Raw genomic sequence first — 24,228 nt, forward strand, 5'->3', positions numbered from 1 at the left:
GCCTGTTGGCGTTCGCCTCTTCGCTGCCCCAGCTGCCTTCATCAGGGACCCGGTATGACCCAGCAAGACCTCTCCCCCGACGACCGCCCCAGCAAGTCACAACTCAAGCGCGAAATGCACGAGTTGCAGGCTTTGGGCGAACGCTTCATCGCCATGAAGCCGGACGAACGTGCACGCTTCCCGCTCTCGGACGACCTGCTGCGCGCCATCGAGGAAACCGATCGCATCCGTGCCCGCGAGGCGAGAAGGCGCCACATGCAGTACGTCGGCAAACTGATGCGCAAGGAAGACCTCGACGCCATTCAGGCCGTCTTCGATGAAATCGAACAGGCCCAGGTGCAGCGCGACCATGCCTTTCTGCGCCTGGAAAAGTGGCGCGACCGGATGATCGAGGAAGGCGACGACGCAGTCGAACCCTTCCTGGCGGACTACCCCCACGCCGACCGTCAGGCACTGCGCCAGCTCATCCGCAATGCCCGCAAGGAGCGCGAGCAGAACAAGCCGCCGACCAACGCCAAACGGCTCTATAAACTGCTGCGCGACACGGCGGGACTCTAGCCCCGCCGGGTGCCATCTTGCCTTGCGGCGGCCATTCGGGTCGGCTTACACAGCACGACCTGAAAACTCAGTCCTGAAAACTCAGAACTGAAAAAACCGCGACCTGAGACATCCATACCTGCACCACCCAAGGCGCTGAACCTCGCGCCCATGGGTAGGTGTCAGGCGGCGCTCACGACTGGGTGCCGCCAACCGTCAGCTCATCCAGCTTCAAGGTGGGCTGACCCACGCCGACAGGAACGCCTTGCCCCTCCTTGCCGCAGACGCCAATACCGGTGTCCAGCGCCATGTCGTGTCCAATCATCGACACTCGGCCCATGGCTTCGGGCCCGTTACCGATCAGGGTAGCCCCCTTCACCGGCGCGGTAATGCGCCCGTCCTCGATCAGATACGCCTCGCTGGCAGAGAACACAAACTTGCCGGACGTGATATCGACCTGACCGCCACCGAAACTCACCGCGTAAAGACCGCGAGAGACGCTCTTGATGATGTCTTCCGGGTCGTCCTGACCGGCCCGCATGTAGGTGTTGGTCATGCGAGGCATCGGCATGTGCGCGAACGACTCGCGGCGAGCATTGCCAGTCGGTGCCATGCCCATCAGGCGGGCATTCAACTTGTCCTGCATGTAGCCCTTGAGGATGCCGTCCTCGATCAGAGTGGTGCACTGACTCGGCGTTCCTTCATCGTCCACCGACAGCGAACCACGCCGATCGATCAGCGTCCCGTCATCGACCACGGTGACCCCTGGCGCCGCCACCCGTTCACCGATACGGCCGGCGAACGCGGAACTGCCCTTGCGATTGAAGTCACCTTCAAGCCCGTGTCCCACCGCTTCATGAAGCAGAATTCCAGGCCACCCGGCCCCCAGCACGACGGGCATCTGCCCGGCCGGCGCATCCGCGGCTTCCAGGTTGACCAGCGCCTGGCGCACGGCCTCCTTGGCATAAGTTTCGGCGACACCCTCGTCACGCAGGCGCGCCATCGGGTAACGACCACCGCCTCCCGCGCTGCCCCGCTCCCGACGCCCATTGCGAGACGCAATCACGCTCACGTTGAAGCGCACCAGCGGACGCACATCGGTCGCCAGAGTGCCGTCACTGGCCGTGACCAGGACCACTTCATAGACGCCGGACAGCGAGGCACTGACCTGGGTAACGCTGGGGTCGGCTGCTCTGGCCACCCGGTCGGCCAGCTTCAGCATCGCGACCTTGTCCTCGGCCGACAGCCCCGACAAGGGGTCGATGCCCGCATAGCGGGGCTCCGCACTGACCACGATGCGGGGCGCCTGGTTGAGGCTGGCGCCGCTTCGCACGATGCCCGAGGCAGTTCGTCCGGTCTCCGCCAGCGCATCCGCAGTAATCTGGTTGGAATAGGCAAAGCCGGTCTTTTCACCGGCCATCGCACGCACCCCGACACCACCGTCGATGTTGTAGCTGGCTTCCTTGACCTCGCCATCCTCCAGCACCCAGCCTTCGTGCCAGGCGCGCTGGAAATACAGGTCGGCATAGTCGATGCCCGGCCCGAGGGCATGCCGCAGACCGGCATCAAGTCCGCCAAGGTCAAGCCCGCCGGGGGTCAACAGAGTGGCAACCGCCTCTTCGAGGCTCGCAGGATGTGATGTCATTGGGCACTTTCCAGAGTGATCTGGGGCGACGTCCATGGACCTTGCACCAGATAGTGAATTCGCGTCACCCGATCGATGACGTCACCGAACAGCTTGTCGGCCACGAACAGCGCCCCACCGACGATGGGAGCGCCCGCGACCACAGCGGCCAGTGGCAGGTTGTTGCTGACGGGCACCGTGACGCCGAGCATCAGGTCCAGCTGACGCCTGGCAAGGTCGGCGGAGCCGTCCAGCGTGAAGTCGGTCGCCGGTCCGTCGATGCGGATCGGCCCATCGGTTTCCAGCACTCCACCATACAGGGTTGCGTTACCGCTGACACGGTCAAAGGCGGTTCCTGAACCGGTGACGTCGGTGAAGTCCAGGCGCAGTCGACGCAGCAGGTTATCGACATTAAGAAGCCCCACCACCTTGGCCGATGGCGAACTGATGTTGGCGAAGGCACCGTCCAGCATGCTCACCTCAAGGCTACCCCTCGAACGGGCCAGGGCGAACTGCCAGGGCGCGCCGGGCCAGGCCAGTTGACTGTCCACGTCCAGACGCTCGGCACGCACCGAGACCTCCTGGCCCAGCGCAGCCAGGGCGCTACCAGGATCCCCCCCGGTCAACGCCAGCCGGGACCTGGTGAGGCTGTGGCTGCTGCCAGAGGCTTCCCAGATCAGTGATCCATTGGCACTGACTTCGCCGAGGGTCAAGGCGACAGGGTCTACCGACAGACGATCATCCTGGGTCCGCCACTCGCCGCTGAAAGGGCCCATCCGATTGCCCTTGTACTGGATGGTACGGATGTCGAGCCGCCCGTCAGGCAGATCTCGCACGCGGGCAGGAAACTCGGCGGGTTCCTCGGCCACCTCAAGCTCACCAAACAGTGAACCGGCTTCGGCCCCGGCGACCGCTTGCCCTGAAGACGCCGGAATCAGGTCATCCAAGGTCAGTCGGTCGAGATCCAGCACCAGTGGCTGAAGGGTGCCGGGCCGATAGCGCATCTGTCCACTGAGCAGGCTACCGTCCAGCGAGGCGTTCCAGCGCTGGCCGCCGCCCTGCTCGGGACTGGCATTGATGACCAGGGAACCCAGGCAGCGGTCGCCGTCGCTGAGGCAGTCGCTGCGGGCCTCGACCCTGGCCAGACCCACGCTGCCACTGCCGGAACCACCACCCGGCATGCTGCCGGCCAGGGGCTTGAGGGCATCCGCCCAGGCCGTGAGATCCAGCCTTGGAAGATGCGCCAACACCGCCACGCCCCGCTCCCTGGGCCAGGCGGCAGGCGCCGACCGACCGATCCACAGCTGGCCTTGGCCACCACCGGCATCGCGCCACCTGGCGCCGACACTGTTGCCGTACTCGGCACTCAGGCTCATGGCTTCACCCAGGCGTAGATCCAGCGCAAGCGGTACACGCTCCGCGGCACGCTTGCCCAGGGGGGCCGGCAGCTCGATCGTCAGGCCCTCCAGTGTACTGTCGAGCTGCAAGCGCTGAGCCTCCAGGTTCAAGCGCCCGCGCCATGGAAAGGCACCGGACAGCAACGCCCCCGAAGGCAGTCCCGCCCAGTCCAGCAGCGCAGGCGCCTCGGCACGCCCCGACAGGGCAACGCTGTCGTTGCTGCCTTCCAGCTCTGCGGTCACGTCACCGCCCAGCACGCGACCATCCAGTCGCCCCGACAGGCCGCCATCGTCGCCCTGCTGCTGCCACGTCAGCGGCCCGCGAACATTCTCGAAGGAAAGCCCGGTGCTCTGGTGGGTGACCGATGACGCTTCGGCATTGGCCTCGACGCTAAGAGACAGTCCGTCAGGGTCGTCCATCGGCATACGCAAGGCCAGCTCACCCTGGACTTGCCCCTCGCCTTGCCAGTCACTGGCGGCGTCGACGCCATCCACCGGCATCTCGCCCAGGAACCGCAGTAGATCAGTCAACGACGCAGTCAGCGGTCCATCTACGCTCAGCACCTGGTCCTGCAAGCTGACGCGAGCATCATTTGTGACCACTCCCAGGCTTTCAGCATGATCGACGCGGGCTTCCAGGCTATCGTCCTCGACGGACAGATGTCCGCGCACCTGCTCCAGCGCTGGCCAGCCATCGGCGTAGGGCACGCGCCCATCGACAATGTCGAGCTCAAGCCCAAGCGTGGTGTCCAACCTGTCACCACCCTCGGCATCGCTGTCGAGGCTGTCCTGCTCACGCAGGGGCACGTGCAACCTCAGCTGTCCCTGGGGCACCCGCCCCGCCAGGCCGCTGGCGAGCCATTCGGCCAGCTCAGGGTCGACATCGTTTCGCAGCAGCGGCATCGGCAGCCACTCACTGAGCGCGGTATCGCGGGCGTTGACGTCACGCATATCGAGTGACAGGCCGAAGCCCCCGCGCCGGTCTCCGGCAATCGCCAGGCCAAATTCCCCGTCGACCTTGGCACCGCGCCAGCCTACCCTGAGATCTCGCCCACTGACGTAGCTGCGCGGCCCATCGTAGGACCACTGCACCTGGCCGGTGGCGTAGTCCAGTGCCATCGGTGCCGAGAACAGGTTAGGGAAGTGCATGGACGCTGCACCGGTATCGACAAAGTCGACTTTTCCTCGAGTGCCGTCGGCCTCGACCCATACATCGAGGGGGCCCCCACCTGGCGCATCCTCCCAGGGATCCACCTCGACGCCCTCGGCGCTGACGCGGGCCCGCCACTCGCCTTCGCGCTTGCCAAAACCTAGCCCGGTGACGCGTCCTCTTGGCTGCAACGCCGATACCGCACGCGACAGCCCTTCGGGCAGGCGCACCCTCTCCCGCCACTGGGCCAGCGCCCCAAGCTCGAAGTCACTGGCGTTGGCCCACCAGCCATCCTCTCGACTGGCCACATGCCAGAAACGCGGCAGCGCGCTGCCCTCAGGGGCCTGTTCACCGTCGTTGCCCGTCCACAGCACGTCTTCAGTGTCGCCTTCGAACCAGGCTTCCCAGTCATCGACCCCACGCCGCAGCCACTGCCCTCTCAGCTCGGCCCCCGTCATCACGATGCCGCCATGCTCTGCCGCGGGTGCCTCAGGGGCTACCGACGATGGGCCATGATCATCCTGGTTCAGCGCGATACGCGGCGCCCGTACATCCAGGCGCACATCCGCCAGCCGTCCGTTATCCCAACGGGCCCATACCGTGGCATCACCGCTGGCCTCATCCAGCCTGAGCACGTCTTCGATGCCGATCAAGCGTGACAGTCCGGTCAGGCTGTCGAGCTGCATGGTGCCCTGCAGCGCCGCACTGAAATTGCCGGCATCCCGAGTGCCCGGGGTCAGCGCCATCACCACTTCCATGGCTTCCATGGAGCGGTCTTCGATGAAAATCTCGCCTTCGATGTGGGTGCGTGTTTCGTTCCCGGTCATCAACAGCCGGGGCGCATGCAGGGTGGTCACTTCCCGCCGCCCGTGGAGCACCACGCGTAGATCATCGACCCAGGCCCGCTGACGCAGCATTACGCCGACCCAGAAGTCCAGGCGCTGCAGGTTGAATTCGCCATCAGGCATGAGTTCGGGGGGAATCCGGGCAGGCTTGGGCCACAACCAGCGACGCTCACGGTCCTGGTAAAGATGCAGAGTCACGCCCTGAAAATGCGCCTTGTCGGCGACGGGAATACCCTGCTGAAGACTGGCCAGGGTGTCCAGGCGCACCTCCCCCTGCTCGACTTCCAGCAGCGGATAGCTGCCCAGGGCGTCGCGCGCTTCCAGGCGCAGGCCATCCAGGGACAGCTCGGGGTCAAGCCCCCGCAGCGCCCCGTTAATTTCGACCAGGTGGGCCTCGGCCTCGAAGCGAGACTCGACCATGTCGATCAGCGTGCTTTCCAGCCGATCCACCTGGCCCAGGGAGAGACGCAGGACCACCGACAGCAGTGCGGCGAGGGCCAGCACCACCGCCACCAGCGTCAGTAACCAGCGAGTCAGCAGGCGAATCGGCCTCATCACATCACATCAGCACGATGTCGTACTGCTCCTGGGAATAGTGAGTCTCGACCTGGAAGCGGATCGTCTTGCCGATGAACTCTTCCAGATCAGCCACTGCCGCCGACTCTTCATCGAGCAGACGATCGACCACGGCTTGGGAGGCCAGCACTGCGTAGGTCTCCGCGTTGTAGGCTCGCTCCTCGCGCAGGATCTCCCGGAAGATTTCGTAGCATACGGATTCCGGCGTCTTCAGCGTGCCGCGTCCCTGGCAGGATGGGCAGGGCTCGCACAGCGTCTGCTCGAGACTCTCACGGGTCCGCTTGCGGGTCAGTTGCACCAGCCCAAGCTCGGTGACGCCGGTACACTTGGTCTTGGCGTGGTCTCGCTCGAGAGACTTCTCGAGCATTCTCAGCACCTGCCGCTGATGTTCGGGGTCCACCATGTCGATGAAATCGATAATGATGATGCCACCCAGGTTGCGCAGGCGCAGCTGCCGGGCAATGGCGGTAGCGGCCTCGAGATTGGTCTTGAAGATCGTCTCTTCCAGATTGCGATGGCCCACGTAGCCGCCGGTATTGACGTCGATGGTGGTCATCGCCTCGGTGGGGTCGATCACCAGATAGCCACCGGATTTCAGCTGCACCTTGCGTGCCAGCGCTTTCTGGATTTCATCTTCCACGCTGTACAGATCGAAGATGGGGCGCTCGCCGGCATAGTGCTCGATCCGCCCGACCGCGGTCGGCATGAACTCTTCAGCGAATTCGACCAGCTTGACGAAGTTCTCGCGAGAATCGATGCGCACCTTCTCGATGTCATCACGCATGACATCGCGCAGGGTTCGCATGAACAGGGGCAGGTCGTCATAGATGACGCTGGGGGCCGGGGCCGTGATCTTGCGCTCGCTGACCTTGCGCCATAGCCGCAGCAGAAAGTGCATGTCCGCCGCCATTTCCTCGAGGGTCACACCCTCTGCAGCGGTGCGCACGATAAAACCGCCGGTGATGTCGATCTGCTGCTCGGCTTGGGCCGCCTCGACCAGCTCTCGCAGACGTTCTCGCTCGGTCTCGTCCTCGATACGCTGAGACACCCCGTTATGGGGCGAATCTGGCATGTACACCAGGTAGCGGGAGGGTACCGACAGGTGGGTGGTCAGGCGAGCCCCCTTGGATCCGATGGGGTCCTTGGTCACCTGGACGACCAGTGACTGGCCTTCGTGCAGGAGATGCGAAATGGACGGCTGCTCTTCGCCACTGGCGGCGTGATCACCGACGTCGTGGGCGTGAATGAAGGCCGCCCGTGACAGACCAATATCGACGAAGGCGGCCTGCATGCCGGGCAACACTCGAACGACCTTGCCCTGATAGATATTGCCGACAATACCGCGCCGCCTGGCCCGCTCGATGAAGGCTTCCTGGAGCACGCCATTTTCCACCACGGCTACGCGGGTTTCCATCGGCGTCAGGTTGATGAGTACTTCACCACTCATGCGGCTGTCCTTGTCCTTTGATGTCTGGCGCCATTATGACATAGCCACCCACCGTTGCGACGATGCCTGTCTCGGCCATCCTGGCCATACGGATTGATGCAGCATACGCGCTTTCGACCCGCTTGCCATCGCGCAGCGACAGATGACGCCAGATGGGCCGGCCTCAACGCTGCGCCATCCATGTCGACGACGCCTGTCACCCTCCCGTGCACAGCGATTCACCGCAACGCAGTGCTCTAGGGAAGGGCCCCACACCACAGCGCCATGCCCTGCTGTCGAAGCAAGGCGGCCGTCTCGAACAAGGGCAGTCCCACCACCGCCGAATGGCTGCCGGCAATGCGCTCGACGAACACCGCGGCAAGCCCCTGGATGGCATATCCCCCGGCCTTGTCCTGGGGTTCACCGCTGCGCCAATACGCATGAATCTCGGCGTCTTCGATCATCCGCATGGTGACGTCAGTGACGACCGTGACCTCCAGCAGACCCGCTGGCCCGGTCACTGCCACAGCCGTCATCACCTGATGATCACGCCCGGAGAGCGAGCGCAGCATGGCAAACCCCTCTGCGGCATCCGCTGGCTTGCCAAGAATCTGCCCATCGCGGACCACCGCGGTATCAGATCCCAGCGTGACCCGGTCCTCACTCGCCGCCCCCGGCTGGGCCAGTCCTGCACGCTGACCGACGGTCGCCTTGGTCCGGGCAAGGCGCGCGACATAGTCCACGGCCTGCTCACCCGGATGCGGCGTTTCATCGATGTCCACGGGGCAGACCTCGACCTCGACACCGATACTCGCCAGCAAGTCCCGTCGACGCGGCGAGGCCGACGCCAGAAGCAGCGTGTTCGACAAGGGAAGGTCGCTAGCGGAAGGCATGCACAGACTCCTGACCAGGTTACTCGCGGACCGCACGCCGGCCCAGGGCCTTGAACAGCGTGACCAGCCACGGCCACAGGGCGGCCCCGATCAGCGAGGGCATGAGAAACGACAGATGCATCGAAAAAGGCCCGAACAACGTGCGCAGCCATTGTTCTACCAGCTGCACCAGTCCCAGCAGCACGAAGATCAGTACCGCCTGCTGAACCAGGGAGTACGTGCGAAATCTGGGATAGACCAGCGCGCCAAGAAAGGCCAGCAGCGACAAGGTCAAGGCACTCTGCCCCAGCGGCGCCCCTTCGATCAGGTCGAGCAACAGCCCCAGCGCAAAGCCGTGGAACACGCCCACGCGATCAGGCTGCGTCATGCACCAGTACAGCAGCATCAGTCCCAGCCAGTCAGGTCGCCAAACCTGCCAACCATCGGCCATGGGCATGACCTGGAGACACAGCGACAAGGCCAGTGTCAGCCACACCAGCAACAGACTGGCCCGTGGAGTGGCAGCCATCAGTTGTCCTCCTCGGTGTCGTCCTCGGGTGGCAGCAGTAGCTCGCCAAGACGGCGAGCCGACTCGATGGCAACCGGATCCAGGTCAGGGTGCCAGCGGCCGCGAGACACCTCTAGCGCCGGCTCCGGTGGGAACAGCAGCAGGAAATGCCGCGAGCGCTGAAGCTGTGCCACCGGCGCCGCGCTGACCGTCGCGAACGGCTCGCCGGGATCATGACCCACGTCGCTGACCCTGGCCACCGGGTAGCCTGCGGGAAAACGTCCCGCCAGGCCGGAGCTGACCAGCAGGTCGCCGACCCGAATATCTGCGGTATCCGGTACATGCAGGACCTTCAGGGCATCGTAGTTGCCCGTTCCCTGAATGATGAAGCGCAGACCGTTGCGATTGACCTGGATGGGCAGCGCGTGACTGGCGTCGGTCAGCATCAGGACGCGACTGGAATAGGCGGACAATTCGCTGACCTGCCCGGCGATACCCGACGAGTCCATCACCGGCTGGCCCACATAGACGCCATCGCGACGGCCACGGTCAATCACCATCTGATGGGTGAAGGGGTCTGGATCGAGGGACAGCAGCTCGGCAGTCAGGTAGGGAACTTCATGGTCTCGGGCGGCATCGAGCAGCTCGCGCAGGCGGACGTTTTCCGCGGTCAGGCTGGCCATCCGCTGGACCCGATGGGAGAGCGTCAGCAGCTGTTCACGTAGACGCGCGTTCTCCTCGACCAGAGAACGCTGCTCGGACAATGCCAAAGCCCCCCAATTCAGCACATCACTGGGCAGGCTCACGACCCACTGGATAGGGGCAACCAGCGTCGACAGCTGGGCACGCACCGACTCCATGCGGGTGAAATGCGTATCGACAAACATCAGCCCACCCGCGAGCACCGCACACAACAACATGCGATACCCGGGGACGGAGCCATGCGAGAACAGCGGTTTGATAGGCCGACTCCCTGGAGATCCTGGGCCACACCTTGTCAGTCGCTGGAGAGCAGCTCGAAGGTATGCTGATCAATCATTTCCAGGGCCTTGCCGCCGCCACGGGCGACGCAGGTCAGCGGATCGTCCGCGACCACCACAGGCAGGCCGGTCTCTTCGGCGATCAACTTGTCGAGATCGCGCAGCAGTGCACCACCACCGGTCAACACCAGGCCACGCTCGGCGATGTCAGAGGCCAGTTCGGGGGGAGACTGCTCAAGGGCGCTCTTGACCGCTGATACGATCGAGCCGAGCGGCTCCTGCAGCGCATCCAGAATCTCGTGAGAATTCAGCGTAAAGCTGCGCGGAATGCCTTCCGCCAGGTTACGGCCACGCACGTCGATTTCGCGCAGCTCGCCACCCGGATAGGCACAGCCAATCTCTTCCTTGATGCGCTCGGCGGTCGCCTCACCGATCAGGCTGCCATAGTGGCGACGCACGTAGGAGCTGATCGCCTCGTCGAAGCGATCGCCGCCGATACGAATCGACTCGGAGTAGACCACGCCGTTGAGCGAGATGATGGCGATCTCTGTGGTACCACCACCGATATCGACGACCATCGAACCCTGGGCTTCCTCCACCGGCAGCCCGGCGCCGATAGCAGCCGCCATCGGCTCCTCGATCAGGAAGACTTCACGGGCACCAGCCCCCTCGGCGGATTCCTTGATGGCACGGCGCTCGACCTGGGTAGACATGCAGGGAACGCACACCAGAACCCGGGGGCTAGGCGTCAGGAAGGTGCTCTGATGCACCTTGCGGATGAAATACTGGAGCATCTGCTCGGTCACGGTGAAGTCGGCGATGACGCCGTCCTTCATCGGACGAATGGCAGTGATGTTTCCCGGGGTGCGGCCCAGCATGCGCTTGGCATCGGCACCCACCGCCGCCACGCTGCGCATGTTGCCAGACTGTCGGATCGCAACCACGGAGGGTTCATCCAGGACGATCCCGCGATGACGCACGTAGATGAGCGTATTGGCCGTCCCCAGATCGATCGACAGATCGCTGGAAAACACACCTCGTAAACGTTTGAACATGGAAAAGATACCTAGTGCAGACCGGAAACCCTGTGCGGACGCAAACGGTATCACTGACCCCCCCTAGCGGCAAGCGTGTTGCGCGTCTCACTTGACCGGGCAGACCTGCCCGAGCGCCCCGGAATGTGGTACCTTCTGCGGTCATTTCATGGACCCTTCCGTCGAGGAATTGATCATGGCGCTTGAACACGCCGAGGTACTCCGTGCCGCTCACCTGGCCCGGATCGACCTTTCAGAGAATGACGCTGCCCACTACCACGATGATCTCGGCCGGATCCTGGAGATGGTTGACCAGCTCCAGGCAGTCGATACCGAGGGCGTCGCCCCCTTGGCCCATCCCCTCGATGCCACCCAGCGCCTGCGCGCCGACGAGGTCACCGAAACTGACCAACGCGACGACTTTCAACGCTGCGCACCTCAGGTCGAAAACGGCCTCTATCTGGTGCCGCGCGTCGTCGAATGACGCCTCGCCCCTTTTTTCTCGACACTGGATTCACGCACACAGGGAGCCAGGCCCATGCATGACAAGACGCTGACAGAGATCAGCCAGGCACTTGCTGCCGGCACCATCTCCAGCCGCGAGCTGACCCAGGATCTGCTCGGACGTATTGATCGCCACGACAAGACGATCAACAGCTTTATCACCGTGACCGCCGACCAGGCGCTGAGCGCCGCCGACGCCGCAGATCAGGCGCGGGCCAACGGCCAGGCAGGACCGCTGACCGGCGTACCGCTGGCGCTGAAGGATATTTTCTGTACCAAGGACGTGCGCACCAGCTGCGGCTCCAGAATGCTCGACAACTTCGTCGCGCCCTATGACGCCAGCGTGGTCGAGAAGCTCAAGGCCGCGGGCAGCGTGAGCCTTGGCAAGACCAATATGGACGAGTTCGCCATGGGCTCCTCCAACGAGTCGAGCTTCTACGGGGCGGTCAAGAACCCTTGGGATCTGAACGCTGTCCCCGGCGGCTCATCCGGCGGCAGCGCCGCTGCCATCGCCGCCGGCTTTGTGCCTGCAGCGCTGGGCACTGACACCGGCGGATCGATTCGCCAGCCGGCGGCCTTTTGCGGCATCACCGGCCTGAAGCCCACCTACGGCCGTGTGTCGCGCTACGGCATGATCGCCTACGCCTCCAGCCTGGATCAGGGCGGCCCCATGGCCCGCAGCGCCGAGGACTGCGCCCATCTATTGAATGCCATCGCCGGCCATGACGTGCGCGACTCCACCAGTGTGGCTCGCGGCGTCCCCGACTACACCGAGGAACTGACAGCACCGCTGTCCGGCCTCAAGATCGGCCTGCCCCGCGAGTACTTTGGTGACGGCCTGGACAGTGGTGTTCGTCAGGCCATCGACGAGGCCATCAAGGTCTATGAGTCGCTGGGAGCCAGCGTGCGCGAGGTCAGCCTTCCGCACACTCAGTACGCCATTCCGGCCTACTACGTGATCGCGCCGGCAGAGGCCTCGTCCAACCTGTCACGCTACGACGGCGTGCGCTTTGGCCACCGTTGCGACAATCCGCTGGACCTGATCGATCTGTACAAGCGCTCTCGTGCAGAAGGCTTTGGCGAAGAGGTCAAGCGTCGCATCCTTATCGGCACCCACACCCTGTCGGAAGGCTTCTTCGATGCCTATTACAAGAAGGCGCAGCAAGTGCGCCGACTGATCCGTCAGGACTTCCTCGACGCCTTCGAAGAGGTCGACGTGCTGATGGGGCCGGCCGCGCCGACACCCGCCTTTGACCTGGGTGCCCAGAAAGACCCGGTTTCCATGTACCTGCAGGATATCTACACCATCGCGGTGAACCTGGCCGGCATTCCCGGCATCAGCGTTCCGGCAGGCTTCTCCGGCCAGCGTCCGGTTGGCCTGCAGATTCTCGGCACACACTTTGCCGAGACCCGCCTGCTCAATGTGGCACACCAGTTCCAGCAGGCCACCGACTGGCATACCAAGCGTCCCGCGATGACCGAGGAGAACCGCTGATGGAATGGGAAACCGTGATCGGTCTCGAGGTGCACGTACAGCTCGCGACCCGCTCCAAGATCTTCTCCGGCTCGTCCACCGCCTTCGGTGCCGAGCCCAACACCCAGGCCAACGCTGTCGACCTGGGGCTGCCCGGCGTGCTTCCCGTATTGAACGAGCAAGCCGTGGCCATGGCGCTCAAGTTCGGCCTGGGCATTCATGCCGACATTCCCGAAGTGTCGGTGTTTGACCGCAAGAACTACTTCTACGCCGACCTGCCCAAGGGCTACCAGACCAGCCAGATGTACCACCCCATCGTCGGCGCTGGTGAAGTGGAGATCCTGCTGGACGACGGCACCAGCAAGATCATTCGGGTTCACCATGCTCATCTGGAAGAGGATGCCGGCAAGTCGCTGCACGAAGACTTTCACGGCATGACCGGGATCGACCTGAACCGCGCGGGCACGCCCCTTCTGGAAATCGTCTCCGAGCCGGACATGCGCTCGGCCAAGGAGGCCGCGGCCTATCTCAAGGCCATCCACTCCATCGTCACCTACCTTGGCATCTCCGACGGCAACATGGCCGAAGGCTCCATGCGCTGCGACGTCAACGTCTCTGTACGTCCGAAGGGTCAGGAAGCGTTCGGCACCCGTGCCGAGATCAAGAACGTCAACTCGTTCCGCTTCGTCGAGCGCGCCATTGCCTATGAAGTCGAGCGCCAGGTCGAGCTGATCGAGGACGGCGGCAAGGTGGTGCAGGAAACCCGCCTGTACGACCCGGAGGCCGACGAGACACGCAGCATGCGGACCAAGGAAGAAGCCAACGACTACCGCTACTTCCCCTGCCCCGACCTGCTGCCCGTGGTGCTCGACTGCGCCTACGTCGACCACCTGCGCGAGAGCCTGCCCGAGCTGCCTGCGGAGAAGCGCGCGCGCTTCCAGGACGAACTGGGCCTGTCCGCCTACGACGCCGGAGTGCTGTCGGCCAGCCGTGAAATGGCGGAATACTTCGAGCAGGTCAAGGACCTCTGCGGCGACGCCAAGCAGGCGGCCAACTGGGTGCAAGGAGAACTGTCCGGGGCGCTCAACCGCGACGGGCTCGACATTTCCGACAGCCCCGTCAGCGCCGAACAGCTTGGCGGCCTGATCAAGCGCGTCATCGACTCGACCATCAACGGCAAGGCGGCCAAGCAGGTCTTCCAGGCCCTGTGGAATGGGGAAGGTGACAGCGCCGACCAGATCATCGAGACCAAGGGACTCAAGCAGGTCACCGACACCGGGGCGATTGAGGCCATGGTGGATCAGGTCATCAGCGAAAGTCCCGCCCAGGTCGCCCAGTACCGGGATGCAGAGCCTGATAAGCGCGGCAAGATGATCGGCTACTTTGTCGGCCAGGTGATGAAAGCGTCTCGCGGTACCGCCAACCCTCAGCAGGTTAACGGCTTGCTCAAGGAAAAACTCGACGCTCTGTGCTGAAACTGACGCACGCCTTCCCGGGACAGCGAGGGCTGTCCCGGGGCCTCTCGTCCACTAGCGGCCTAGGAAGTCACCATGTCTGACGATGTCGGAGCCCGACTACGGGCCTTGAGAACCCTGCGCGGCATCTCTCAACGGGAATTGGCCAAGCGCTGCGGCGTCACCCATTCCAGCCTGTCGTTGATCGAACAAGGCAAGGTCAGTCCCTCCGTCAGCTCCTTGAAGAAGATCCTGGACGCCATTCCGATGAGCGTCGGCGACTTCTTCACCATGGACCTCGAGAGCAAGAATCAGGTCTTCTACAGTGCCGATGAGCTGACGGACGTGGGTAGTGGCGACGTCATCTTCAAGCTGGTTGGCGCCAATCGTGATAGCCGGGCCCTGTCGTTCATGATCGAGACCTATCCCCCAGGCAGTGATACAGGGCGCGAGATGATTACCCATCAGGGAGAGGAAGCGGGCGTCATCCTCGAGGGCGCCATCGAAATCACCATTGGCGCTGAAACCCGTATGCTCGCTGCCGGCGAAGCCTACTACTTCGACACCAATGTGCCTCATCGCTTCCGCAATCCCGGCAAAGAGGCCTGCCGACTGGTCAGCTGCGCCACCCCTGCCCGCACGTTCTAGCAGCCGTCGTCTCCTCTCGCCCACCCCTCCCTTGATACAACAAGAGGCCACGCCAGGCGTGACCTCTTCCCCTGCCCCTTATCCAGGGCAAGGCGCTTTCACTGGACGTTACGCGCTCATCACAGGCTGGAGACGCGTCATGACTCCACCTGCTCGCAGGACGCAATACTGACACCCTGCGCTTCGAGCCGCCGCAAGGTCTCGTCCAGCGCACGCTCGGCGAGACGCACCAGCTCATCGATCTCGTCACGGCTGATCACCAAGGGGGGTGAGATGACCATGGTGTCACCCACCGAGCGCATCACCAGCCCCGTTTCAAAGCAGATGTCACGACACAGATTGCCCACGGCCAGGGCCTTGTCAAAGCGCTGCCCGCTGGCCTTGTCAGCGACAATCTCCAGGGCGCCGATCAACCCCAGCGAGCGTGCCTCGCCGATCAATGGATGGGCCTCCAGCGCCTTCCAGCGTGACGCCAGGTACGGCCCCAGCTCGTTGCGGACCTTGTCGACGATCCCCTCGGCCTGCATCAGCTCCAGGTTTTTCAGCGCCACAGCGGCGCAGGCGGGATGCCCTGAGTAGGTGAAGCCGTGATAGAACTCGCCCCCCTCCTCGATCAGGGTCTCGGCAACACGGTCACCGACCAGCACGCCTCCAATAGGCAGATAACCTGACGACAGCCCCTTGGCGATCGGCATCAGGTCGGGTGTCAGATCGTAGTGAACACTGCCGAACCACTCTCCCAGGCGACCAAACCCACAGATCACCTCATCCACCACCAGCAGGATATCGTACCGATCCAGCACCTCCTTGATGGCCGGCCAGTAGCTGTCTGGCGGGATGATGGCGCCACCGGCACCCTGTACCGGCTCGGCGATAAATGCCGCCACCTGATCGGCGCCCAGCTCCTGAATGCGCGCCTCAAGCGCCTCGGCGCAGCGACGACCGAAGCTCTCGGGGTCCTCACAGCTGGCATCAGGCAGGCCCTCGCCATACCAGTAGGGCTGACGAACATGGGTAATCCCCGGTACGCAGGGCCCACCCTGCTCATGCATGGGTGCCATGCCCCCAAGGCTCATCCCCGCCACCGTGGAACCGTGATAGCCGTTCTCGCGACCAATGATCCAGTGCTTTTGCGGACGCCCCTTCAATGCCCAGTAGCGCCGCACCATACGCACGACGGTGTCATTGGCTTCGGAGCCTGAACCGGTGAAGAACACCCGGTTCATGTGCTGCGGGGCGAGACGGCAGAGGGTCGCGGCCAGCTCCACCGCCGGTGGGTGCGAAGTCTTGAAGAAGTTGTTGTAGTACGGCAGCTGAGTCAGCTGCTGGGTGGCGGCGTCGACCAGCTCCTTACGACCGTACCCCAGGTTGACGCACCACAGCCCCGCCATGGCATCCAGTATTCGGTTGCCGTCGGCATCACGTATGTACACGCCTTGGGCATCGACGATGATGCGACTGCCCTCCTCCCCAAGCGCCTTGAAATCGGTAAAGGGATGCAGGTGGTGAGCACTGTCCAGCTGCTTGAGGGTGGTGCTGTCCTTCAGGGTCATGGCCGATTCTCCCAAAACGGCAGAGGATAAACGTTATGTTTTATTCAACATAACCACCATACGCTTTCTTGCCAAGAGATCGATCATCCTTTCGCCCAACACGAAGCTAACCCTTTGTTATATGGTTAATGACCGTAAGAAAATGTCGACATTAGATGTAAATCTTAATTTTTTTGTTTGACGACCCAATCAACATAGACCAATTTTCATTGACACAACTCTCCCCAGACCAACAACCATTCCAATCACTTGCCGGGAGTCCCTATGCATCACCTTACCCCGTTGTTGCGCCAGTGCTTTGGGCGCGCCTGCTGCTGGGCCATCTGCCTGGCCTTTGCCGCCATCCTGGCGTCACCCGCACACGCACAGCCTGACCTTTCCACTGCCGAACTCATCCTTGCAGAGGTCCCGACTCACATCGAGGCCAGTGGTCTGGAACCGGGCGCCTCCTACCGTATCGAGACACGCCACACTCCCCCTTCCGGCAGCGAGAGACGGCTCCCTGAGCGTCAGTTGATTGCCGACGACGCCGGCCAGGCCAGCCTGGAGCTGGTGCTCGGCCAGGAGACATACACCGTCTCGCTCGTGGACGCAGCCAACGTCAGCCTGGCCACTGCTGTGCTTGACCCGATTCCTGCATGGCTATCGCTGCTGCCAGCACTCAGCGCCATTACGCTGGCGCTGGCCTTTCGCCAGGTCATCGTGGCGCTGTTCACTGGCCTGCTGCTGGGCGGCTGGGTGTTGCATGGCATGCATCCAACCGCGCTGCTCAACGCCTTCGGTGACTCGGTGAATGTGCACGTGTTGAACGCCGCCAGCGACAGCGATCACATGTCCATCGTACTGTTCTGCCTGTTGATTGGCGGCATGGTGGGGATCATCTCCCGCAACGGCGGGACCCGCGGCATTGCCGAGCGCATTTCCCGGGTGGTGCGCGGACGTCGCCAAGCCCAAAGCTCCTCCGCACTGCTGGGGCTCGCCATCTTTTTCGACGACTACGCCAATGCTCTGATCGTCGGCAACACCATGCGACATATCACCGATCGGCTATGCGTCTCTCGCGCCAAGCTGGCCTACCTTGTCGACAGCACTGCGGCGCCGGTGTCCGCCATCATGCTGGTCACGACCTGGATCGGGTTTCAGGTGGGCCTGATCAGCGAGGCGATGGCGGGTATCGATGGCTGGGATGCCTCGGCCTACTCGGTATTCGTCAACGCCATTCCCTACAACGCCTACCCCATTCTCGCGCTGGTCTTCGTTTTTCTGGTGGCCTGGACCGGCCGCGACTTTGGCCCGATGCTGAAAGCCGAGCGACGCGCCTTGGCATCCCCAGGGGAGCGCCAAGGCCTCAGCAGCCGAGAGGCGATCGTCGAGGAAGCAGACATCGCCACCAAGGAAGGTATCCCCCATCGCGCACTGAACGCCGTTGTGCCCATGCTGGTCCTGGTCGGGGTCACCCTCGGCGGGATTTACACCACCGGACTGGCGTCGCTGGGCGAGGGACCACATCTGCTGCGCGACGTCTTCGGGGAAGGCGACTCGTTCAGCGCCATGATGTGGGGTTCCCTTGCGGCCTGCCTATGCGCCGTCGTGCTGACCCTGGCCCAGGGGCTGATGCGCATGACGGAGACGCTTCATTACTGGTTCGAGGGCGTGAAGTCGATGCTGCTGCCGATCACCATCCTGATGATGGCCTGGGCCTTGGCAGGGGTGAATGACGCGCTGCATACCAGTGACTACCTGGTGTCTGTCCTGGGCGAGAGCCTGTCGCCACAGTGGCTGCCGGCGGTGATCTTCTGTCTTGCCGGTTTCACCGCCTTTGCTACCGGCTCGTCATGGGGTGTCATGGGCATCATGATGCCTCTGGTGGTGCCGCTGGCCTGGGCGGTTCTTGACCACCACGACATGGCCGGTAGTGCGGAAGGCATGCCACTGCTCTACGCGTCCGTGGCGGGCGTGCTGGCCGGAGCAGTGTGGGGCGACCACTGCTCTCCACTGGCCGAAACCACCCTGCTGGCGGCGATGGCCAGCGGCTGTGAGTTGATCGAACACGTCACCACACAGCTGCCCTACGCGCTGCTGGTAGGGCTGGTGGCACTGATTTTCGGTGCCGGCATGACCGGGCTGGGACTCCCCTGGTGGCTGGGGCTCGGGGCAGGCGCGCTTACGCTGACCGCCTGCCTCTACCTGCTGGGCCAACGCGCGACGGTTCCCTCAAGCACACCGACGCTCTCCCTCGGCTGACCGTGCATGCCAGGCGGCTGCCTGGCTGCACTCGACTCGCTACGAACGCTATCCACCAACGACAGCGGCACCGTCCTGAGACGGTGCCGCTGATCGTCTACCTACGAAAAGACATGGCGATAAAAGACCGGCGAAAACGCCGAGCCGATATGGCTTAGCCTTCTTCGTTCATCATCGCCTGACGTTTTTCGTTGGCCGCCTCGCTACCCTCGAGCATGTCACTGTTGTAGCCGTCCATGGCGCCTTCAGTGCTCCCAGGATCAGCGTGCTCGAGCATCTCCTGCCGCTTTTCGGTGGCAGCAGCGCTGCCTTCCAGCATGGTGGCATTATCTTGCTCCATCATGCCTTCGCCCGGCTGAGATTCCGCGTGGCTTTCCTCCAACGCCTGGCGCAGCTCCTCTTCTGCCGTAGACTGCTCCCCGGACATTGACGACGATTCAGCCACGGCCAGACCTGCCCCGAACAGCAGCATTGAGCCCGCCAGCATACCCATCGCAGACACACGCTTAAGCACCATCGCTCTCTCCTTGCGAATTCTCAAAAGAATTCTCCCGGGCAGCCCTGGAACTGCAATGGGGAAGGGCCACTTCCCCGGGAGCATGACCACGATGTCAGCTTAATGTAGTTTCTATGCCTGTCGAGGCATCAACATCGACTCCGCCGCCCCCAGCACTCACCGTTGTCCTGGCGAAAACCCGCGTCAGCTCAGCGTCACCGCCTTTGATGTAATCCATGTCTTACATCAAAACGAGTCAATAACATCCATCTAACGACGATATTACCGACGACTTGCGCAAGCCTTGGCAAACCCTCGGAAGATGGCGTCGTAAAGCGGATGGGAAGCAGACTCCCACTCAGGGTGCCACTGGACAGCCAGGGTAAAGCCCGGTGCCTGCGCTACAGAAACTGCCTCCACCAGGCCATCAGGGGCCAGGGCTTCCACACGCAAGCCTTCACCCAGGCGATCGACGCCCTGTTGATGCAGTGAATTGACCTTGGCTACAGGTTCGTCGAACAGCGCCGCCAACTGGCCTCCCGGTTCGATCGTCACGTCGTGCACGGGAGCATACTGCTGCTGCTTGTGTCCCTCGGGCTCCCGGTGATCCAGCATCCCCGGGACACGCTGCACGGCCTGATGCAGGCTGCCACCGAAGGCCACATTGATTTCCTGAAAGCCCCGACAGATCCCCAGCAGCGGCAGTGAGCGCTCCAGCGCCAGGGGAATCCAGCTCATGGCAGCAGCATCCCGTGCCACGTCATCGCGAGTGTTTTCCGGGGCCCGCTGCGCACCGTAGCGCTCGGGCAAGACATTGGTGTAGCTGCCGGTGAGCAAAAGACCATCAAGGCGTGCCAGCAAGGCACTCACGTCCTCGTCGCGTTGCTCTTCCCAGACGGGAAGCACGACCGGCTCGAGACCGTAGTCACGCAGCGTTCTTACGTACTTGTCCGTGACCATGTGCGCCGGATGACCTTCGACGTCACGGCGACACGCGATGACTCCTACCAGGGGACGGATATTCATGCTCTCCCTCTTGAACGTTCACTTGTTATGGTTTGCTCAACATACATTGGTCGCATTTTCTTGCCAACCCTGGCTGAATCAAACCACAGACAACAATCTATAAACACCTGTTTATGAAACAAAACAACGCAAACAGCCGGACTTCACTCTGTGCGATGCAGTGATGGCCGCGCGTAAATAATTTGACACCACCGCTTGCCCAGCGAAACACTATGCCGATCACAACGAACCAACAAAGGTGACCGCATGAGCACCCCCGGCGTCGATGAAGCCCGCGACTTTCTCCAGCGCCATCCCGAGATCGACAGCGTGGACCTGCTGATCAGTGACCTCAATGGCGTCCTGCGCGGCAAGCGAATTCCGACGGACAACCTGGAAAAGGCCTTTGTCAGCGGCATTGCGCTACCGGGCTCTGTGTTCGCCCTCGATATCACCGGAAACACTGTGGAAGAGACAGGGCTAGGGCTCGACATCGGGGATCGTGACCAGATCTGTCGTCCCGTTCCTGGCAGCCTGATGGTGGCCCCCTGGCAGCGAGACGGCCGTCATGCCCAGCTGCTCATGAGCATGCGCGACGACGACGATGGTCCTTTCTTTGCCGACCCACGCAATGTCCTGGCGGCCCAAGTTCAGCGCCTGGCGGATCGCGGTTTCAAGGCGGTCGTGGCACTGGAGCTGGAATTCTATCTGGTCGATCGTGCCCGCGATGAACTCGGCATGGCGCAGCCCTGCAAGTCCCCCACCAGCGGCGAACGAGCCAAGGAGAGCCAGCTCTATTCCATCAGTGAACTCGATGAATACGCCGACTTTCTCGAGGAAGTTCACGCCGCGGCCAAGACACAGCAGCTGCCTCTCGATACGGCACTGAAAGAGTGCGCCCCGGGGCAGTTCGAGATCAACCTGATTCACGGCGATGATGTGCTCAAGGCATGTGACAGCGCCGTGCTGCTCAAGCGCCTGATCAAAGGGGTCGCGCTGCGCCACGGTTTTGAAGCCACCTTCATGGCCAAGCCTTACGGCGGGGAAGCGGGCAATGGCATGCACGTGCACATGAGCCTGGTCGACCAGAATGGCGACAATGTGTTCGCAGACCCCGACGAAAATCCCCATGGCAGCCGCCTGCTGGGCAACGCCATCGCTGGCCTGATGGAGCTGATGCCCGCGTCGATGGCGCTGTTCGCGCCGAACCTCAACTCGTTCCGCCGCTTTCAACCAGGGCTCTACGTGCCCATGACCCCCTGCTGGGGATACGACAACCGCTCGGTGGCCCTGCGCATCCCTTCCGGTGCCAACGCCGCGCGCCGAGTCGAGCATCGTGTCGCGGGGGCCGACGCCAACCCTTACCTGCTGCTGGCCACGCTGCTGGCGTCTGTGCTGCATGGGCTGGCGTCAGACCTCACGCCTCCTGAGGCCACCACCGGCAACGCCTACCGCCAGCTCACGCCCACGCTGACCAATAGCTGGAGCCAGGCGCTGGATCTGCTGGAAGACTCAGCGGTCCTTGCCGAGGCCCTGGGCCGCGACTTTCTCAAGGTTTTCGTGGCCAACCGTCGAGCGGAGCGCGAGCTCGCCATGCAAAGCGTCAGTCGCCTTGAGTATGACTGGTATCTGCGCCACGTCTAAGGGCGCCTGACCCTCTCAGCATCACAGATATTCCTGCTACGCAGCGGCCCCATGGGGCCGTCGCGTTGCCCTGTCCCGACGTCAACCCGAACACAACACACCAACACGGGTCCCCTTATGACACGCACAACTCCTAAAAGCCCCAAGCGCCCGTCGTGCCTGCAGGACGTTTTCGTCAACCTGGCCACTCACCAGCCTCATCTGCAGGAGGTGATCGCATGACCACGCCCTCTTCCACCTCCTCGCATCCCTTTGCTCCTGGCAAACCTGCACAGAAAGGCAAGGGCCGAGTCTTCCTTCTGGTCGCAGGATTGGTCGCCCTGGTGGCTGGTCTCACCCTCTACCATGAAGCGGGAACGCCATTTGGCTGGATAAGTCTGGTCCCTTCGCTGATCGTACTGGTCGTGGCCATCGCCACCCACCGCACCCTTGAAGCATTGGCCATCGGCTCCCTGTCAGGCCTCATCCTGATCGAGCCGGCCGATTACATCGGGACCCTGGCCGACATTTCCCTCGACGTCATGATGAACGAGACCATCGCCTGGCTGATTCTGGTCTGCGGTCTGATGGGCGGCTTTATCGCGATGCTGGAAAAGTCCGGCTGCACCCTGAGCTTCAGCCACTTCATGAGCCGCCTGGTCAAGACTCGTCGGCAATCGTTGATCAGTACCGCCGTTCTCGGCCTGCTGATCTTTATCGATGACTACCTCAACGCTCTCGCCACATCTGCTGCCATGAAGCGACTTACCGACCGCTTCGGGGTATCACGCGAAAAGCTGGCGTACATCGTCGACTCCACGGCCGCTCCAATATGTGTGCTCGTGCCGATCTCCACCTGGGCGGTGTATTTTGCCGAATTGCTGGAGACCAATGGCGCGACCGACGGGCCTGGCATGTGGCTCTATATCCAATCGATCCCGTACATGCTGTATGGCTGGGTGGCCATGGGCCTGGTCTTTCTGGTCGCGATCGGGTTGATGCCCGATCTCGGACCGATGAAGGCCGCTGAGCGTCGCGCCAAGGCCGGCCAACCCATTCCCGATGGCGCCCCCGACGAACCGCTCAGTGACGACACCCCTCGCGGCAACCCCTGGCTTGGCCTGTTCAATTTCATTGCTCCCATGGCGGTATTGATCGGCGCCAGTGCCTACTTCGAGATCGACCTGCTCAAGGGCGTCATCGCCGCCACCCTGTTCACTATCGTGCTGTTCCTGGTGCAGCGCTTGTCGACCTTCTCGAGCTTGATGGATTCGATCATGGACGGCTTCCGTACCATGATGCTGCCCCTGGCCATTGTTGCCGTCGGCTTCATGCTCAAGGAAGTCAACGATCAACTGGGCATGACCCAGTTCATGATCGATACGCTGGCTCCTTACATCACCCCCGCACTGCTGCCTGCCATCGTGTTTGCTTCCATGGCCGTCGTGGTCTTTGCCACCGGCTCCTCCTGGGGTGTCTTTGTCATCTCGATCCCGATTGTGGTGCCCATGGCCGCCCATATGGGAGTGTCGATGCCATTGGTAGTCGGCGCCCTGCTGTCCGCCTCGAGCTTCGGCAGCCATGCCTGCTTCTTCTCCGACTCGTCGGTACTGTCCTCCCAGGGCAGCGGAGTACTGCCCATGCAGCACGCCCTGACGCAGCTGCCCTACACCCTGATCGGTGCCAGCGTCACCACCCTCGGCTTTATCGTGCTGGGATATAGCCTGGCGTAACGTCACGCTTCAACGCGCTGTCCTCCCTGCGACACATGCGCCTGCCAGGGAGGACAGGCGTTCTCATTGCAAATCCCGCTCGCCCCTCCTCTACTACTCAGCCTCCAGGGAAGAACTGCATAAACTCTCTGACAGGCGAGACGCTACATTGTGTACTGCTCGAACGCCCTCCCCTATCGCCAAACACCATAGGGCATCTTCACGCATGTCGGTCTGCGCCCTATCTGGCCATCGCCCCTTTTACCTCTCGCCCTTTCGAACACTACCGCTAGATCGCGCCTTCTATTCTGGAAAGCAAGAACGCTTGCGAGGAAAAAACATGCCCCGCAGATATTTTTCCTATATCTGACGTATTACCTCGCTACGCGCACTGAGCGGCATTTCCTCTGCAAAAGGGGGTGACGTCACCGGCCATGAATTTATAGAGTTGCCAAGCATAAGCCACCCAAGAGTGAAATCAGCGCAGCAAATACTGATGACAAAGTTATTTAATCGCTCCCGGACGATTAAGGGGGCTCGTAACATTTGTCGACCAGACCCTGCGT

General features: G+C 62.7%; 18 protein-coding genes. 8 read left to right on the forward strand and 10 right to left on the reverse strand.

All coding sequences use genetic code 11. The annotated features are described in order from the left end of the window. The first annotated feature begins 54 nt into the window (after positions 1 to 54). Positions 55 to 558: a ribosome biogenesis factor YjgA gene (gene yjgA, locus JF545_RS14850; RefSeq protein ID WP_206943348.1), complete on the forward strand. Its 504-nt coding sequence runs from the start codon at positions 55 to 57 to the stop codon at positions 556 to 558. 172 nt (positions 559 to 730) lie between these two features. Here yjgA and tldD read toward each other — a convergent pair whose 3' ends face one another. From tldD to JF545_RS14885, 7 genes are all read right to left on the reverse strand, one after another. After that, the gene (gene tldD, locus JF545_RS14855; protein ID WP_206943349.1) at positions 731 to 2,182 is read right to left on the reverse strand and encodes a metalloprotease TldD; all 1,452 of its coding nucleotides are present in this window, start codon (positions 2,180 to 2,182) and stop codon (positions 731 to 733) included. After that, the gene (locus JF545_RS14860; RefSeq protein WP_206943350.1) at positions 2,179 to 6,108 is read right to left on the reverse strand and encodes a YhdP family phospholipid transporter; all 3,930 of its coding nucleotides are present in this window, start codon (positions 6,106 to 6,108) and stop codon (positions 2,179 to 2,181) included. Before JF545_RS14860 ends, tldD begins: the two co-directional genes overlap by 4 nt. Positions 6,109 to 6,112: 4 nt before the next feature. Next, positions 6,113 to 7,576: a ribonuclease G gene (gene rng / locus JF545_RS14865; protein ID WP_206943351.1), complete on the reverse strand. Its 1,464-nt coding sequence runs from the start codon at positions 7,574 to 7,576 to the stop codon at positions 6,113 to 6,115. Positions 7,577 to 7,812: 236 nt separating this feature from the next. Further along, positions 7,813 to 8,448, reverse strand: coding sequence for a Maf family protein (locus tag JF545_RS14870; protein WP_206943352.1), 636 nt, complete (start codon positions 8,446 to 8,448; stop codon positions 7,813 to 7,815). A gap of 19 nt (positions 8,449 to 8,467) precedes the next feature. Then, the gene (gene mreD, locus JF545_RS14875) at positions 8,468 to 8,956 is read right to left on the reverse strand and encodes a rod shape-determining protein MreD (RefSeq protein ID WP_206943353.1); all 489 of its coding nucleotides are present in this window, start codon (positions 8,954 to 8,956) and stop codon (positions 8,468 to 8,470) included. Next, positions 8,956 to 9,855 carry a rod shape-determining protein MreC gene (gene mreC, locus JF545_RS14880; RefSeq protein WP_206943355.1) on the reverse strand — a complete coding sequence of 300 codons (900 nt, stop codon included), beginning with the start codon at positions 9,853 to 9,855 and terminating at the stop codon, positions 8,956 to 8,958. The genes mreD and mreC overlap by 1 nt, the downstream gene beginning before the upstream one ends. Before the next feature lie 77 nt (positions 9,856 to 9,932). Further along, positions 9,933 to 10,970, reverse strand: a complete 1,038-nt coding sequence (locus JF545_RS14885) for a rod shape-determining protein (RefSeq protein ID WP_206943356.1) — start codon at positions 10,968 to 10,970, stop codon at positions 9,933 to 9,935. Between the two features lie 175 nt (positions 10,971 to 11,145). Between JF545_RS14885 and gatC the strand changes: the two genes are divergently transcribed. The 4 genes from gatC (at position 11,146) to JF545_RS14905 (ending at position 15,029) form a co-directional block, all read left to right on the forward strand. Continuing rightward, on the forward strand, positions 11,146 to 11,433 hold the full coding sequence (gene gatC / locus JF545_RS14890; RefSeq protein ID WP_206943358.1) for an Asp-tRNA(Asn)/Glu-tRNA(Gln) amidotransferase subunit GatC: 288 nt from the start codon (positions 11,146 to 11,148) through the stop codon (positions 11,431 to 11,433). A gap of 54 nt (positions 11,434 to 11,487) precedes the next feature. Next, positions 11,488 to 12,948, forward strand: coding sequence for an Asp-tRNA(Asn)/Glu-tRNA(Gln) amidotransferase subunit GatA (gatA, locus tag JF545_RS14895; RefSeq protein ID WP_206943360.1), 1,461 nt, complete (start codon positions 11,488 to 11,490; stop codon positions 12,946 to 12,948). Continuing rightward, positions 12,948 to 14,402, forward strand: a complete 1,455-nt coding sequence (gatB, locus tag JF545_RS14900; RefSeq protein ID WP_206943362.1) for an Asp-tRNA(Asn)/Glu-tRNA(Gln) amidotransferase subunit GatB — start codon at positions 12,948 to 12,950, stop codon at positions 14,400 to 14,402. Before gatA ends, gatB begins: the two co-directional genes overlap by 1 nt. A 75-nt stretch (positions 14,403 to 14,477) precedes the next feature. Then, positions 14,478 to 15,029: a cupin domain-containing protein gene (locus JF545_RS14905; RefSeq protein WP_206943364.1), complete on the forward strand. Its 552-nt coding sequence runs from the start codon at positions 14,478 to 14,480 to the stop codon at positions 15,027 to 15,029. 137 nt (positions 15,030 to 15,166) lie between these two features. Here JF545_RS14905 and JF545_RS14910 read toward each other — a convergent pair whose 3' ends face one another. After that, positions 15,167 to 16,582, reverse strand: coding sequence for an aspartate aminotransferase family protein (locus JF545_RS14910; protein ID WP_206943366.1), 1,416 nt, complete (start codon positions 16,580 to 16,582; stop codon positions 15,167 to 15,169). A gap of 264 nt (positions 16,583 to 16,846) precedes the next feature. On the opposite strand from JF545_RS14910, the gene JF545_RS14915 reads away from it, so the two are divergent. Continuing rightward, positions 16,847 to 18,826, forward strand: a complete 1,980-nt coding sequence (locus tag JF545_RS14915) for a Na+/H+ antiporter NhaC family protein (protein WP_206943368.1) — start codon at positions 16,847 to 16,849, stop codon at positions 18,824 to 18,826. Positions 18,827 to 18,980: 154 nt separating this feature from the next. Here the strand turns inward: JF545_RS14915 and JF545_RS14920 are convergent, their stop codons facing one another. Both JF545_RS14920 and JF545_RS14925 read right to left on the reverse strand, forming a co-directional pair. Next, entirely contained in the window at positions 18,981 to 19,343 is a 363-nt protein-coding gene (locus JF545_RS14920; RefSeq protein WP_206943369.1) for a hypothetical protein, read from the reverse strand. 261 nt (positions 19,344 to 19,604) lie between these two features. After that, entirely contained in the window at positions 19,605 to 20,348 is a 744-nt protein-coding gene (locus JF545_RS14925) for a gamma-glutamyl-gamma-aminobutyrate hydrolase family protein (RefSeq protein WP_206943370.1), read from the reverse strand. Positions 20,349 to 20,594: 246 nt separating this feature from the next. Between JF545_RS14925 and JF545_RS14930 the strand changes: the two genes are divergently transcribed. Both JF545_RS14930 and JF545_RS14935 read left to right on the forward strand, forming a co-directional pair. Next, positions 20,595 to 21,971, forward strand: coding sequence for a glutamine synthetase family protein (locus tag JF545_RS14930; protein WP_206943371.1), 1,377 nt, complete (start codon positions 20,595 to 20,597; stop codon positions 21,969 to 21,971). Positions 21,972 to 22,189: 218 nt separating this feature from the next. Continuing rightward, on the forward strand, positions 22,190 to 23,683 hold the full coding sequence (locus JF545_RS14935; protein WP_206943372.1) for a Na+/H+ antiporter NhaC family protein: 1,494 nt from the start codon (positions 22,190 to 22,192) through the stop codon (positions 23,681 to 23,683). The last annotated feature ends 545 nt before the right edge of the window (positions 23,684 to 24,228 follow it).

The organism is Halomonas litopenaei, from assembly GCF_017303055.1.
GTDB classification, from domain to species: Bacteria; Pseudomonadota; Gammaproteobacteria; order Pseudomonadales; family Halomonadaceae; genus Halomonas; species Halomonas litopenaei_A.

Bases quoted from the DNA above. Each gene is read 5' to 3' on its own strand.
- yjgA (WP_206943348.1), top strand. From the start codon at position 55: ATGACCCAGCAAGACCTCTCCCCCGACGACCGCCCCAGCAAGTCACAA.
- tldD (WP_206943349.1), bottom strand. From the start codon at position 2,182: ATGACATCACATCCTGCGAGCCTCGAAGAGGCGGTTGCCACTCTGTTG.
- JF545_RS14860 (WP_206943350.1), bottom strand. From the start codon at position 6,108: ATGAGGCCGATTCGCCTGCTGACTCGCTGGTTACTGACGCTGGTGGCG.
- rng (WP_206943351.1), bottom strand. From the start codon at position 7,576: ATGAGTGGTGAAGTACTCATCAACCTGACGCCGATGGAAACCCGCGTA.
- JF545_RS14870 (WP_206943352.1), bottom strand. From the start codon at position 8,448: ATGCCTTCCGCTAGCGACCTTCCCTTGTCGAACACGCTGCTTCTGGCG.
- mreD (WP_206943353.1), bottom strand. From the start codon at position 8,956: ATGGCTGCCACTCCACGGGCCAGTCTGTTGCTGGTGTGGCTGACACTG.
- mreC (WP_206943355.1), bottom strand. From the start codon at position 9,855: ATGTTGTTGTGTGCGGTGCTCGCGGGTGGGCTGATGTTTGTCGATACG.
- JF545_RS14885 (WP_206943356.1), bottom strand. From the start codon at position 10,970: ATGTTCAAACGTTTACGAGGTGTGTTTTCCAGCGATCTGTCGATCGAT.
- gatC (WP_206943358.1), top strand. From the start codon at position 11,146: ATGGCGCTTGAACACGCCGAGGTACTCCGTGCCGCTCACCTGGCCCGG.
- gatA (WP_206943360.1), top strand. From the start codon at position 11,488: ATGCATGACAAGACGCTGACAGAGATCAGCCAGGCACTTGCTGCCGGC.
- gatB (WP_206943362.1), top strand. From the start codon at position 12,948: ATGGAATGGGAAACCGTGATCGGTCTCGAGGTGCACGTACAGCTCGCG.
- JF545_RS14905 (WP_206943364.1), top strand. From the start codon at position 14,478: ATGTCTGACGATGTCGGAGCCCGACTACGGGCCTTGAGAACCCTGCGC.
- JF545_RS14910 (WP_206943366.1), bottom strand. From the start codon at position 16,582: ATGACCCTGAAGGACAGCACCACCCTCAAGCAGCTGGACAGTGCTCAC.
- JF545_RS14915 (WP_206943368.1), top strand. From the start codon at position 16,847: ATGCATCACCTTACCCCGTTGTTGCGCCAGTGCTTTGGGCGCGCCTGC.
- JF545_RS14920 (WP_206943369.1), bottom strand. From the start codon at position 19,343: ATGGTGCTTAAGCGTGTGTCTGCGATGGGTATGCTGGCGGGCTCAATG.
- JF545_RS14925 (WP_206943370.1), bottom strand. From the start codon at position 20,348: ATGAATATCCGTCCCCTGGTAGGAGTCATCGCGTGTCGCCGTGACGTC.
- JF545_RS14930 (WP_206943371.1), top strand. From the start codon at position 20,595: ATGAGCACCCCCGGCGTCGATGAAGCCCGCGACTTTCTCCAGCGCCAT.
- JF545_RS14935 (WP_206943372.1), top strand. From the start codon at position 22,190: ATGACCACGCCCTCTTCCACCTCCTCGCATCCCTTTGCTCCTGGCAAA.